The sequence below is a fragment of the Arthrobacter sp. R1-13 genome (assembly GCF_054161475.1).
This window is the reverse complement of sequence record NZ_CP096420.1, coordinates 1,063,049-1,077,001: the sequence shown is the minus strand read 5'-3', so window position 1 is coordinate 1,077,001 and position 13,953 is coordinate 1,063,049. Positions and strand designations below refer to the sequence as shown.

General features: G+C 59.5%; 7 protein-coding genes and 2 pseudogenes. 2 read left to right on the top strand and 7 right to left on the bottom strand.

Annotated elements, in window-relative coordinates; all coding sequences use genetic code 11:
- Positions 1–3: 3 nt before the first annotated feature.
- Positions 4–1,653 carry an Hsp70 family protein gene (locus M1D88_RS05055; RefSeq protein ID WP_458113479.1) on the top strand — a complete coding sequence of 550 codons (1,650 nt, stop codon included), beginning with the start codon at positions 4–6 and terminating at the stop codon, positions 1,651–1,653.
- Here M1D88_RS05055 and M1D88_RS05050 read toward each other — a convergent pair.
- From M1D88_RS05050 to M1D88_RS05025, 6 genes and pseudogenes are all read right to left on the bottom strand, one after another.
- On the bottom strand, positions 1,646–4,147 hold the full coding sequence (locus M1D88_RS05050) for a helicase-related protein (RefSeq protein ID WP_458113478.1): 2,502 nt from the start codon (positions 4,145–4,147) through the stop codon (positions 1,646–1,648). The two genes, M1D88_RS05055 and M1D88_RS05050, sit on opposite strands and share 8 nt — an antisense overlap.
- Positions 4,144–5,001 (bottom strand): SNF2-related protein, encoded by an 858-nt coding sequence (locus tag M1D88_RS05045; RefSeq protein WP_458113477.1) that lies wholly within the window; start codon positions 4,999–5,001, stop codon positions 4,144–4,146. Before M1D88_RS05045 ends, M1D88_RS05050 begins: the two co-directional genes overlap by 4 nt.
- Before the next feature lie 228 nt (positions 5,002–5,229).
- Positions 5,230–5,617 (bottom strand): annotated as a pseudogene (locus tag M1D88_RS05040) (alcohol dehydrogenase catalytic domain-containing protein); the annotation flags it as partial.
- A gap of 179 nt (positions 5,618–5,796) precedes the next feature.
- On the bottom strand, positions 5,797–8,070 hold the full coding sequence (locus M1D88_RS05035; protein WP_458113476.1) for a DUF262 domain-containing protein: 2,274 nt from the start codon (positions 8,068–8,070) through the stop codon (positions 5,797–5,799).
- Positions 8,067–9,821: a DUF262 domain-containing protein gene (locus M1D88_RS05030; RefSeq protein ID WP_458113475.1), complete on the bottom strand. Its 1,755-nt coding sequence runs from the start codon at positions 9,819–9,821 to the stop codon at positions 8,067–8,069. Before M1D88_RS05030 ends, M1D88_RS05035 begins: the two co-directional genes overlap by 4 nt.
- A gap of 82 nt (positions 9,822–9,903) precedes the next feature.
- Positions 9,904–10,484 (bottom strand): annotated as a pseudogene (locus M1D88_RS05025) (alcohol dehydrogenase catalytic domain-containing protein); the annotation flags it as partial.
- A 271-nt stretch (positions 10,485–10,755) separates the two neighbouring features.
- On the opposite strand from M1D88_RS05025, the gene M1D88_RS05020 reads away from it, so the two are divergent.
- Positions 10,756–11,079 (top strand): hypothetical protein, encoded by a 324-nt coding sequence (locus tag M1D88_RS05020; protein ID WP_458113474.1) that lies wholly within the window; start codon positions 10,756–10,758, stop codon positions 11,077–11,079.
- A 172-nt stretch (positions 11,080–11,251) separates the two neighbouring features.
- Here the strand turns inward: M1D88_RS05020 and M1D88_RS05015 are convergent, their stop codons facing one another.
- On the bottom strand, positions 11,252–13,849 hold the full coding sequence (locus M1D88_RS05015) for a DUF4268 domain-containing protein (protein ID WP_458113473.1): 2,598 nt from the start codon (positions 13,847–13,849) through the stop codon (positions 11,252–11,254).
- Positions 13,850–13,953 lie beyond the last annotated feature (104 nt).

The following is a 13,953-nucleotide window of genomic DNA, read 5'->3' as shown; positions in this document are numbered from 1 at the left end:
GGAATGGCTCGAGAGCAGTTTCTGGGTGTCGACTTTGGCACGAGCACGACGCTGATCGCGGAGAGCCTGCCGGCGGGCAGGCCGACGGTGGTCCCAATCGGTCATGCCGAATCGTGGATGCCGTCCGCTGCTGCGGTCAGCGGTGCCGCCTTGGTGGTGGGCGAGGAAGCACTGACTCACAATCCCGCCGCTCTGATCACTTCGGTCAAGCGCTGCATCACCGGACGCGCGGTAGTCGCGCGAAGCGCCGACGGTTCCGTCGAACGCGACGCCGACGAGGTCATCGGCGCGGTCCTTCGCGAGATCGCGAACCGTGCCCGCGCTGATCGGCTCCCTATCTCCGATAAAGGAGTCACGCGACTCGGCTGCCCTGCAATGTGGGACGCGGAGCAGCGTGAACGGTTGCTCGGCCTCGCCGAGATGGCGGGCTTCAACGTCGGCCCCTCGACTCTGATCGATGAGCCGATCGCCGCTGGACTGAACTGGATCGGCCAGCGGACGCAACAGCGGGAGTACTTCGACGAAGAGCGCGTGCTCGTGTTCGACATGGGCGGAGGCACGCTCGACGTCGCCGTCCTTGACGTCACGACCGGCCCGCTCAGGGATCCCGAAATCTACGTCCTCGCCTCAGACGGCCTCAACGAGGCCGGTGACGTGCTCGATGGAACGATCGTCGCTGACCTGGAGATTGCTCTCCGCGACCAAGGGATCGAGCTCGAGGCATTGCCCGACGCTGATCTCGCGAGGGCTTATCTGATTCGCGCAGCAGCTGAGGCGAAGGTTGACCTCTCGACACACCACGAGACTCAGGTGCACGTCGGCTATCAGGCCGGCAACCTGCCCAGCCTCCACTACACCCGCGAGCAGCTGGAGGACGCCATGCTTCCGCAACTGGAACGCGCCTGGTCCCTGATCCTCTCGACTCTGCGCGGATCATACCTGACCCGTTCCGAAGGTGCGGTCACATCTGCCCTGCGCCAGATGTCGGAAGAGAGCCTCACCTCAAACGTTCATCACGTTCTCCTTGCCGGGGGCATGAGCCGCGCCTCCGCAGTGGAGAAATTCCTTAGCAGGAAGCTACCCACCGCCAAGATCCACACCTTCCCCGGCAGGAACGGTGCCCGGGAGGCGATCGTTGCGGGGCTTGCCGAGAACACTTCCTACGACCAGGTCAATCTGCATCGTCCCGCCTTCGACTTCGTGCTCGAGTTCTCGGCGGCAGGCGGGGACCTGACCCGGGTTCCGCTCTACCGAGCACACACGAAGCTCTACGAATGGTGGCAAGCACTGAGCCGGGACCGGCTCAGGTACGAGTGGCCAAACGGCGCCACCGCGGTCAATCGCGATTCAGCTCGATCATTGCCATCAACCGGCTACGGCCGCCTCGCTGTTTATGCGATGGACGGAACACCGGTCGATCTGCGGCATAAGGAGACCGATGTGCCCGGATTAAAGGTTGCCTTCGGCTATGGTGCTGTCCGCTTCGACCTGTCCACCGAGGGGCGCGTCAACATCACCGACGGACAGGGAACGAGTCAGTCATTCCGAGTCACACGCTGGCCTGTGCTCACGGCGGGTTTCGCCCGCCTCGCCCTTCCTGTCAAGGAACCGGACTGGCAGCCAATGGAACGCCTCTGGTGGGACGTCAAATAGCGGGACCGACGAGCTCAATCACTGCGACCGTCCTGCGGCTCATCGAGAAGGCCCGATGCTTTTCCAGCTCGGCCTCAAGCTGCTCAAGGTCTTGGCCGAGGTTGCGGATGCGACCTTCTGCCATCCGGATGACTCGCGGATCGCGTTCCCGCTCCATAACGACGTCCAACGTGGCTCTCGCTTTAAGGATCTTGACCTGAAGACTCGCCTTGCGCGCGTCGAGGCGGGCCCTTACCAACGCCTCATTGTCCAAGCGTCTGCGTGACTCTTCCTCACGGTGCCGGGCCCAGCTGACCTCCTTCAGCGATGCCAGGAAGGGCTCCATTGGCGTTGGAGTGGCTCCAGCAGCTTCCTCCAGTGATCCGCTCGCCACGGCCTCCAGCAACTGAACGCCGATGTCTGGCGCAACGGCCCCGGTCTGGATATCGATCGCAGTTGACCACAGTTCCTTGGTCGGCCTCACTCCGGTCGACGAAACCAAGTCCACCGTGACGGCATAGCGGGTGCCGGACGGCAGCGTTGCAAGCCTGCCTATGCCATAACGATGCAGCCCGAGCTTGTCGTTTTCCAATTGGTGAACTGCCACGTCCACGATGGGATGTCGGAGAGATAGGAGTTCCACGTCTCGCGTGCTTGCCAGGTCGGCGTCGAAGGTCACTTCGATTGGTTCTCCGTTGCTAATACGGCCTTGAAACAGTACCGCTGAACGACGGCTCGCTCCCTGAGTGCCTCGAAAGCGATAGATGAGGTCGGAGAGCTTTTTACTTCCCCGTAATAGCAGGATGCCGGGGTGCTTCGAATTCTCGAGCTCGCCTCCAGTGGCTCGCAGTAGGTGTTCAATGAGGGGGCGCACCTCTGTTGTTCCGACGTACCTGCCGTCCGCTGGCCCTGATTCTGCGAGGCCTTCCACCTGCATCTCATCAATCGTGGACAGAGTGGCGCGCTCCTCATTCAGTCGCCGAAGGTTCGCCGCCCTCGTCTCGATGGCTGTTGCGATTTCTTCCGCTCGCTGCCTTCGCTGGGAGTCGTCCAGCCGTGGATCAAGGATTTGGTTAGCTAGGTCACGGAAGTCGTCCCTGAGGATGGGCTCGAGGTCCCCAATGGAGTTCTGAAATACGCCAATTCGGTTGTATAGGCGTTCCAAGATGTCGGACTCGATCGTCCCTGGCACGTGCATGTTGAGGATAAGGACCTTCTCGTGCTTTTGACCGAATCGGTCCAAACGACCGATTCGCTGCTCGACTCGCATGGGGTTCCAGGGCAGGTCGTAGTTTACTAGTACGTTGCAGAACTCGAAGTCCAGGCCTTCCGATGCCACCTCGCTCGCAATGAGGAGGTCGAATTTCCCATCCCGAAAGGCATCGATGATGGGCTGGCGATCCACCATGTGGATACCGCCGTGGAGCTGCTCGACCCGGAAGTCTGAACTCAGGCGTTCTGCCAAGTACGCGATGGTCCCGCGAAAGGTGGAGAAGATCAGTGCCTGACGCAGGCCTTGTTCATGCAAGTGCGTGAGCCGCTCGAGCAGGGCTTCAAACTTCGAGTCCTCGCCGTGCCATGCGAGAGATGTCCAGTCCTCGCGCATTTCCGCCAAGTCCTCTTCGCCGTACTCCTCGTCATAATCCTCCACAGAGCGCGCGAACTGGTCTGCATTGGCAGAGAGCCGCTTCTGCATGGCGGGCAGGCAGCTCGCGACTTGGCGCAGCGGCATCTGCATGGCGAAGCCGGGCGGCGTTCCGTGCGCACGAGCCCGAGACATGAAGTGGTCGACGACGCGGTCGTAAAAGCCCTTCTCATCCGGCGACCAGTTCACGACTACCTGATGGGGTTCGCGCACTGCCTTGGCGTCAGGAACATCCACCTTCCGGGTCCTTGAGAGCACACCACTCAAGGTGTTCAGCTCGGAAACAAGACGTTTAACTTCGGCCCGTTGGCCGGCTACCAGAGGTGCATCGGTGTCAAGAAGCTCCTCTAGACGCAGGTAGTCCGGGCGGCTCGAGACGGCGCGGCCGAAGGGCAGTGTCTTAATCGACCGCAGGTGGTGTCGCAGTGCTGAGCCGGAGGAGCCGTGAGAGATGCCGCGTTCGATCGCGTTGAGGTGCTGATTCGGCTCGAGCTGCATATGGAAGATTTGGGAGTCCTGGTACATGCCGTCGTCGAGCAGAGTCAGCAGGTTGTACAGGTCGTCAGAGCGCAGATTGATGGGGGTGGCCGACAGGAACAACAAGTGATCGGCCCAATCGGACAGCAACCCGCCTAGCAGGTTCGACCTCGTGCCGGTATTGCGCAAAACATGGGCCTCGTCGACGATGACCAGATCAAATCTCGGTCGGATCCGGGTCAGCTGCTCCAGCACGTCACTCGCACTGCGGAGGGACTCCACCGAGATGATCGCGTGGATGTCCGGGTCTCGGCCGGCGAGGAGATCTTCGGCGAGGTCAGCCAGCTTGCCAGGCTTGATAACCTCGAGGTCACGGTCGAAACGCCGGCTCATCTCATGCGCCATTTGTGCGTCAAGGAGGAAGGCGTGACCACAAGTGTGCGACGAAGCGGTGACCTCTGCTCCAGCTCGCTCCATACCAGTCCCGCCTCTATCGTCTTTCCGAGACCCACCTCGTCCGCCAGAAGTAGCCGCCCGGTCGGAGAGTTAAGGATCTTGAGCGCAGGGATGAACTGGTAGGCACGAAAGACCGTTTTTGTCGCTCGGTAGGAGTACAGGGTGTTCGAGAGAGGCTCGCGCAACTTCGTACACGTCAGAGTCATTGCGATCTCCCGTGCCGAAGCGGGTGCCGAGGTTACCCAGAAGGCTGGATCGCGTGGGTCTCCATCCACCTTCTGGAGGGACTCTGGCGCGACGTGCTGAAGCTCCCCGTCGACACTCACTTCAATCACGTAGCCAGCGCGCGTGCGAGTAACCCGCCGCACACGACCAATGCGATCGGACCCGAGCACCTTCACGACATCCTCGGGCGCAAATGAACTTGTGCCGATGAAGGGCAGACCGTCTTCCCACTGCTCAACCAGGTCCTCTCGAGCCTCCGCGAGGTGACGCATCCCTCCGTCCGCAGTGAATCGATGGCGGGCGGTTGCATTTGGCCTTTCTTGGCCCTCTCCACGGATGACGAGGGCCTCCCATCGACCCTTGCGGTAGACCCCGTACACACCGTTGAAGAGATTGCCGCCGGGATATCCGGGCGGGAGCTGACGGACGTCGGCGTAGAGCGCTTCCAACTCTTCGACGTCCAGCCTCGTTACTTCACCTCGAACGAGGACCCGCTGAGCTCCGATCTCTTTCAGCCAAGCAAGCCCAGATTTCAGGCCCCGATAGACCAGGTCATCCATCGACATCAGACGCGGACCCTCCCTCGTAGGGATCTGCCCCGAGTTTGGTTGACGCTCGGGGATTTGATGGTGATCGGACCGCTTCTGCGGTTGCCCAGATCATCTCAGACTCAACGGGGTGAGAATCTTGAGGAGATCGATGTCGTCGTGTGATCGGCAATTTCCATACAGCCATCTTCCCCTGCAGACCACTGAGAACAATTTCCGACACTCTGTTGTCTATAGGAACATATCCACCGCGTCGTGGGCTACGGACAGCAGCGGCTCAATCAGCGCCGCCTCGTCCAGCGGGATGTCGCCGATGGGGTGCACCCACCGCGCGTCCACAACGATCTTCCCGCTCAGCCCTCCCCCGCCGCCAGGCAGCCCGATGAAGCCCATCTGCCGGCACAGGTGGTAGTTGTCCGCCTGGCACATGTCGCAGTCGCAGTCCACAAAATAGGGCTCGACGACGACGGTGTCCCCCTTCGCCAGGCCCGTCACCCCTTCGCCCACTTCAGAGAGAGTCCCGTAGAATTCGTTCCCCAGGCCGCGGGGATTCCTCGTGCGAGCGGGTGGGGATGGCCGGGCCGAGGCAGAAGATGGGCCCTTCCAGGTACTCGTGCAGGTCGGTGCCGCAGATTAGGCTAAAGCCGGTAGCGCGTCGAGGGCAACGAGACGTCGGCCGCTGCTAGCAGTTTATGTTCATGGCCGGGGACTACGGCGCCGAGCCCAGGTAGGTGCAGAAGTTCCCGCGCGCCAGCTGGTTCAGGGCCAAGCCACACATCGAGTCGCGACTCAAAAGCGCGGTGGACCTGTCGATCAGAGTCCCGCGTCAAGAAGCCGCCGCAGAACGTCTGTTCCGAGCGCGATCCGGTCAACCGCGTCGATTCCGTCCACCTGTTTGATCTCAATGATGCCGTTCTCGGAGGCACCGAGCTCGCGCCGGAGCGAATCGTAGACTTCCGCGATATCGTCCACCGCAGGTCCGGACAGCTCCAATCCTTGCGAAACTGAGCGGATCCCGACACCGCTGCGCGTAAGCTTCAACCGCCGCGGAGTAGCTTCATGCCCAGTGAACCAGGGGTCGTCGACGTCGTCGGGGTTATCAAGATTACGCCAAATTGCAAGGAGATATGGATCCCGGTACCTACTATTGAGCGTGCTGGTACCGCCCCGGAGCATACATATTGAGTAGCCCAGCGCCCCGCCTTCTGAGTAGTAGATTCCAGAGCCGCCCTCACGCATGGCCGAGTATTTCACTAAGTAGTATCGCCAATCGAAAGAGAGCTCCGATTCACGCTGGGCGAGCCACTCCGATTGCAGGGCAACCAGCGTCGGCTCCAATTCGTCGCAACAGCTGATGGCGTCCAAGAGCTTGGCCAAAGCGGATCGCGTCTCCGAAAGCGCCTCACGATCTGCACCCGTCAACAGTTCTCGCCAGGCATTCTCGTACCGCTTGAACCCGGTTCCGAATTGAAAGCTTCTATTGTTTTTGGTTGTTCGTTGATACTCGCCGGCCGCTAGCAGCGCCCCGGTGACCTCGGACCAGGTCCCGGGCTCTGCCGCCAACCGAAGGAACGCGTCGGTTCTAGCACCGAACTTGTCCGGATCTAAACAGAAGGCGCCTATCGATCCGCGCAGGAGGTGACTGTCTTCCAAACGATGAAGCGACTGGGTGAGCTCAGGATTTGCGGCCATGAACTCTCGTTTCAGCAACTCCTCTCCAACCTGCTGCTTGTTGAAGCTTTCGAGGTCGCTGAGAGCGCCGTCAAGTACAAGTTTTTCAACGTCCCGGAGCAATCTGGGCATCCGGTCCACACGCAGTTCATTCGTGGAAGCTTCTATGAGGTTACGCAGGGAACGGATCCGGGCGTGAAGTGTGTCTGTCTCATGCATAAGGTGAAGAAGTACGGCGAATAGCAGGAGGCTCTGACCGAACGTGAAGATCCGTGTTCTCCCGCTTGTTTCACCAAACGTCCGGCAGCAAACGTCGAACAGATTGATCCGCTGGTCCCGGAAGAACAATACAATTCGATCGGCTTCATCCCCATCCTGCTCCGCCGTGCCCCTGAAGAGCCCGGTAAACAGGCCGGCGATGTCTCGGCCCACCCACACGTCGAATGCCTTAAACAGGAAGTCCAATGACTCAGATCGTCTGGCATTCGCCTCCCCGAAGACCCGCTCAGTGCTCCGGCTGAGAAGTTCCCGACGCTCACGAACGTCAGCTTCTGGATCGCCCCACTCGCACAACTCAGTGATGAAGCCGATGTAGCATATGAATTCGTCGTCGACCAAGTCGTCTTCGCCGCGGAATCCCCAGAGTAAGTCCGACCACGCCCCGTCAACCCTTTGGGCAAACTCTTTAGCCCTCCGAGTTGATCCGATTGACTTCTCAAAATGCGCTTTGAAATTTTCGAATTCCGTCAACGGCTTACCCCGTGAGTTCATCTTGATGTAGAGGTCCGCAGCCGAGCCCATATCAGACGGTGCGAGCAGGAGGAAGGAAACCGCCGGCTTGATCGGATCTACGAGTCGCACCCAGGCCGTCTTGGCGTCCGTGGTCCGGAATCGCATGTGAATTGCGTCGAGCACCACAAGCATGGACTGGATTGTCGGATCATGGCGCCAAACGAAGAGGTACCACGGCTGATCAATGACCCATGCCGACGGCTGGTCAGTTGCGCTTGGCAGCGGGGACACTGCAAGGCGTTCGCAGAATAGTCGTGCGCTCGGTCGAGTGGTGTATGTGAACTGCGCCCATGGCTGAGGAGAGTGAAGCTCTCCCGCTCGCGACGCCAGATACCAGTGCAACAGGAATAAAATCGTGAGCCGCTGCTGACCATCGAGAGGCTCCAGCACACGAGACTTCACTTCACCGTAAACGAAGTCGAGGTGGACCGGAGCCGGATTCTCTCCGGAGACGGCCCCGTGAAGAACGTCGATGAAGTTGTTTCGAATCTCTTCGATAACGTCATCTTCACGGCCCTGCGCGTAATCCCGCTGAATCAGGGGTATTTGGATCGCCCTAATTTGTTCCTCATCATTGGAAGCGAAAAGGCCGGCGAACGTCATCAAACGGCTTGGCGTATTCATGCTTCACTCACTTCTTCCATCAAGTACCGGCCGATTTCACTGCGGAACGCGTCCAAGTACGCGCGGCGATCCGCTGCGCTCCAAAAGTGGATTTGCTGGGTACCCTCCTCCGTGTAGTACTTCAGGAACACATTCCGTGTACACACGGGTATGTACGAGCCGACGCGGTCCCTTCGAAGTATTTCAAGCCTTTTTACTTCAAAGACCGCGTTGCTCAATGCGCTGTTGTCTCTGCCATCGAGAAGTGCAAGGTTGTCAATGACGTGGACGTCACCCTCCGCACCCTCGTCACCGGAAGAAAAGATCGCGTTGACCTCGCGCTGCAGCTCAGGGAACGTATGCCGGCTGATGGTAGGGAGCGCGTCGTCGATCCGGCGGATCATGTCGTGACGACGCTCCTCGTCGATCGGCAGGCCGACTAATGCGTCACGATGTAGGCGGAGCCAGCTCGTCCACTGCTCGGCCGTATTGAGTGCTTCGGCATTCTGAGCGTGAATATGCTCCAGCGACCATGCCCCCGCTGCGTGCGCACGAAACGAATAGCGCTCCGAGGAATGTTGCATCTTGCGGATTGTTTCGACGTTCATCAAAAGCAGTGCTTGGGTCGCCCTCTCCCGTCCTGCCGGACTTTCGTAGGAGAGCCCGGATAGTGCTGTATCTGTCAGGTCCAATTTCGTCTTGATCATGTCGTCGAGCGACGCTTCAAAGCTGCTCTTGGTTCTGCCCGCTGCGACAGCGACGAGCTTGCCAAAAGGAGTCCCAGTTGCGACCAGGTATCCGACCTTGTGGAATAGGTCTCGGTCCTCATACCAGCCCACAATCAGGGAGTGGAGGTCGAGGACTTTGTTCCAAAAGATCTTGTAGTCAGAATCGATCTCGGCACGTAGCGAATCAAACGTCTTGAAGGTCGTTGTTTCGTGTCCGGTCGATGCACCTGCAAGATTGTCGAGCAGCAGAGCTATATGGTTCGAATGGCTGTTTGCATGTCCTGTCACAAATGCCCACAGCTCGGGCGCACGAAGGTCGCGTTCAAGGATGTCCCACTGCGCGGCGGTTTCCTGTGACCGATCCGGCTCGTCCACATGCCCTCGAGCGCGGGTCAGCAGAAGCGCCTTCACCAGCTCCGCGTCCGTCAACGGAATGCGACCAATATTGAGACGCGTAAACAGGTCGGTCGAATCCATCCCAACCGGCGCCTCGTACCAGATCACCTTCACGCGACGCGACAAATCGGTGTAGAAGTCGATTGCCGCCTGAGTTTCGCCGGACCCCAGAGATTCGAACCACGATCTGATCGTAGAAGCTGCCTTGTGGATGTGAAAGAAGTCGATGTTGCGAGTGCTGCCCGCCTCGTCAGGTTCCTTCAAATACTCCTCGCTCCCTCCTCGCGTCTCATATTCGAGCTCGAATTGAACCTTCGCCGACGGCAACGACCGGCGGATGTCCTGCAAAATGAGGAACAAAGTAGTAAGTCTCTGTTGGCCGTCTACGAGCTCCCACTGACCATCGGCCATGGGCTTCACGACAATCGGTTGCAGGTAGTACGTCGATTGATGACGGCTCTCCGCAATATCTTCGAGAAGGCGTTTGACTTCCTCTACGCCCCAGCGGTACCCACGCTGGTACGCCGGAATGAAAAACCTGCCTTCAATATCGCCGACAAATCGGTCCTCCAATAAACCTGATATCCCCATGCCCGCAACTGTACCCAGCGCCCCCGGCATTGGACGCAGGTTTCGATAGCGTTTCACTATGTCTCGGGTTCGGAGCCTGGCGGCGCGGCCTCGCTGCGTTCGAGGCGTATTAAAAGAACACGCCGTTGCGTCCGCTGTCGCCCATGCCCTTCAGGACCGAGGCGTCAGGAGCCCGATCGGCCCAATCCGCCTATCAGCGCCGTGCCGCCCGCCTTTACGCCGCTGGACGCCACCGCATGATGGGCCACGGACAGCGGCTCGATCAGCGCCGCCTCGTCCAGCGGAATGTCCCCGATGGGGAGCACCCACCGCCCGTCCATCACGATCTTCTCGCTCAGCCCTTCCCCGCCGCCGGGCAGCCCGATGAAGCCCATCTGCCGGCACAGGTGGTAGCTGCCCGCCCGGCATATGTCGCAGTGGCCGTCCATAAAATAGGGTTCGACAACGACGTTGTCCTCTTTGGCCAAGCCCGCCACGCCTTCGCCTACGTCAGAGACAGTTCCGGAGAATTCGTGCCAGGGCCACGGGGATTCCTCGTGCGAGTGGGTACGGATGGCCGGGAGGAGGGCAGAAGATGGGCCCTTCCAAGCACTCGTGCAGGTCAGCACCGCAGATGCCGCACCAGGCCACGTCGATCTTCACCGCCCCGGCACGGAGTTCCGGCTCGGGGGTGTCCTCGATGCGGATGTCCTTGCGGACGTGGAAACGTGCTGCCTTCATTGCGGGTCTTCCTGAATATTCTCCAAGGTCACGGACACCCACTAGTCGTTAGGGAGTCTGGACCTGGGGTAGCGCGAGCGAACATTCCCTCGCTGGAAGTCGAAGAATACCTACGGCTGCCTGCATCAGTAGACCTGCTCTGCAAGAGAATGACCTCAGCGGACTGGGCGACGGCCCCGAATTCCTGCTATACCATCAGCACAAGCATTAGAGCGTGATCATACGCAGACGCTTGTGGACGGAACTACTGCTGCTATGAAGGAACATTTCGTTGACAACCAAGGATCAAATCGCCCATGACCTCGCAATGGCCTATATCAATAACAGATATGGTCCCGAAGTAAAGGGCGAGTTCTCTGTTAGCACATGGGAAAAAGACGTCAGTGGATCTGGGCAGGTTGAGACTATGCGCCTTCCAGACGTCAACCAGATTCGCAACGTCAAAGTCGGAACGGGCGAAAGGCATCTGTTCGGCCTTCGTGAAAGAAAGACGTGGATTGCGTCAGGCTTTGAGGTCGATGACGTATTCACAAATATGATTGAAGATTACTACGAAGCGCGCGAAAGATTTCTGGAATTGCTGCAGCAGCGATAATCACTTTTGCTTACTGGCAACAAGTTCGACTATCGAAGCAGGAGCCTGCCTCCCGCTGGGTAGGGCCTCGTATAGGGAACTCCGGCGGCCAATACTGCCGCCTCGGCCTTGACGACAGCCTGTGGTCAGAGTCTGGCTGGCCACGTCATCCGCAGTTTCCGACCGGCGGCGTTTAGTCCGGGCCCCACTCCAAAACAGGTTGATCTCCCAAAGTGCCATTCGGACCTCTGTCTTGCAGGTACTTCGACAAGACTCGCGCAAACGTATCGGCCCTAGTCACGAGCCATTCCACAAGTTCCTGGGACTGGGCTTCCTCAAGGAAGTCGCCGGGCCGTCTGCTGACAAGCTTGGAGGCCTTCCGGTCGGGCTTGTCGTCCCACTCCACCTCAAACGCCAGGTCAGCCTCGATGGCAGGGCGCTGGGCAAGCAACTTCGCGTAGAGACCTTTGTCGTAATTGATCCAGAACTGCGCTGTGACGAGCTTGCTCTGGGAGTTAACCGAAAGCGAGATCACTGCACGAGAATCTCCGAGGCTCACGTCATACCAGTTTTGTGGCGATGGTTTACGCCACGTTCCGATGTTCGTAGCATGTGTAAGCCCGTAGTTGCGTACGCGCTCGAAGAAGTCCAGCTGGGCGTTCTTCAGGTCCACGTTGTTTCCGGCCCGAGCATGACCGCTCACCCTGTTGCGTCGTGCGGCGATCACATTCTCGTCGACGTCCAGACCCGCGGCTTCAGCAAGCTCCTCTGCACCAATAAATTGGTCGCGATCCGCGCGTCCTTCAGCATCGAATCTAATTCCTTCCTCCTCGAGGACCGCCCGTGGGTCATCATTGCGGCCGGGCTCGAGCCAGCGGAAACCTGGCGAGATGGTTCCGCCACTTTGCAGTACTCGCCAGGCGTTCGCTATCGGATAGTTCGCGAGCATGCTAGCCAGTGGCTGTGGCCATGTGTTCGCCACAATGGCGACATCCCCATAGGAGCTCCATCGGCCCGCCGGGATCTCGGCCACGACCGCGGCAATTTGGCTGCGCAGAGCTGACGGCTCCTCGCCCACAGCAATAGTGCTTTCGTCGGGGCCAGGCCACAAATCGATAATCTTCTCTGCCAGTTCAGCGCTACGCGCGTTAATCTCGTCGGCACCCCAGGTGGTGTGGTCGGCAATCGCTTGATTCATCGAAACGCCGCTCTTGGCCAGCAACTCCCGCTTCTCGTGGAATGGCCTGTTGCTGAGCTCGCTGTTGTACCCGCTGAGAGTCAGATTGCCGAGCGTGTGTACGACGCGCTCATGCTCGTAATCGATGTCCGCGTCTGCGTCGAAATCTTTTGCGAACGCTTCCCGTACGGACTCAGTCATCGTTTGGGGTAAAACATGCTCGATAGTCAGGTGCCGTGGGTCGAGGTCCAGGATCTCCTTCGGGCGGTAGGCCTCTTCGAGCCACTGCAGGATGAGCGTCTTCTGAGTTCCGCGGCCCTGCCAGTAGAAAGCAACGGTCTGAACTGCCTCTCGGACCTGCTGATCGGTTGCAAAGTACTTCCGGCCCTGGGACAGGTAGTCGCGTAGAGCCAGCGCGACGTCGATGTGGTCGGCATCACTGATCGCAGCTACAGCCTGGAGCAGTGTTCGGTTCAGGTTCGCGGTGGCGCGCCCGATCACCACGCGCCGCACGAAGTAGGACTCCAGGTACGTCAGGGCGCGCACGACTTCATCGTTAGCAGCGGTGCCGGCAGCGCGTCGGGCGAGTATTTGCATCACCACTGGATATGCGGTTGTAGAGCCCCAGGCCTTGATCCTGGTGAGGCGACGGCGTATCTCGGTGTGTTTCTCCTCCGCAGGCTTAAGAATTGTCGCGAGCACGTCACCCAGCTCAGCGATACGGATTATCTCGGCCTCTACCTCGTCGATGGTCTTGAGCTTTTCAAGCCGTTTATGCTGTCCGACGTAGGTATCCGACTGTTTCGCCCGTTCGTCGCGCTGCGCGAGTTCCAGCCAGAACAACAACTCGAGGTTCTCAGAGTCGAGCTTCTTCTCCAGCGGTAGCCAGATGTTGTCGTAGACCGTCTCTGCACGGTCCCCGAGCCGCATGAACAGATAGTTCTTGAGCAGATCGCTTTGTGTCAGGCGAAGGCCGGTGTTGTTCAGTGACTCGAAGATGCGGTGCGCGTTGTCTGACGGTTCGGCCGTGACGACGACGAGCGCCAGACCGCCTACGACGGCGGCCTCGAGCAGTTCCAGGTCATGTGGGTCGTCGGGGTCGTCTGCCGCGGCGATCTTCGAGCGGAAGAATCGGTAGGCGTCGCCGACAGCATCCTCCCCGCCTGCCTGCGGCGCACGGTTGAGCACCGCCATGTAGGCCGGCCGATCTGTCTGAGTCGGCATGACTTTAATTGGCTTGCCGTTGTCGTAGACGTTGATCAGGTATTGCGCTTCGATGCCGCTCGCCCGGACTGCATCCCCGGTCTCAATCAGGTGGTCGCGGAGCGCAGCCAGAAGGAGTGTAAGCGTGGTCAGGCGCTGCTGGCCGTCGACAACGAGGAACTTATTAACGCCAATTGCGCCGAAGTCAGGGCTGCTCGCCAGTACGAGGGAGCCGATGAAGTGCGAGGCCTTCGGATCGTCGCCAAGAGTGCGCTCAAGTTCGACTACGTCCGACCACAGCTGGTCAAGCTGCTTCTTGCCCCATGAGTAAACGCGTTGGTAGAGGGGAACCTGATACTGCTTCTTGCCTTCCAGAACACCTGCTAATGTCCCGTTCTCCGCGTGAACCACACACACCTCCTAGGGTCTTGGCGGTAATGGAAAAAGACTACAGGCAGAGGTCGTCGTGTGCCTCAGCGGCCGCCGCGTCTAAGAGCCCGAGGCCAGTTCTGCCG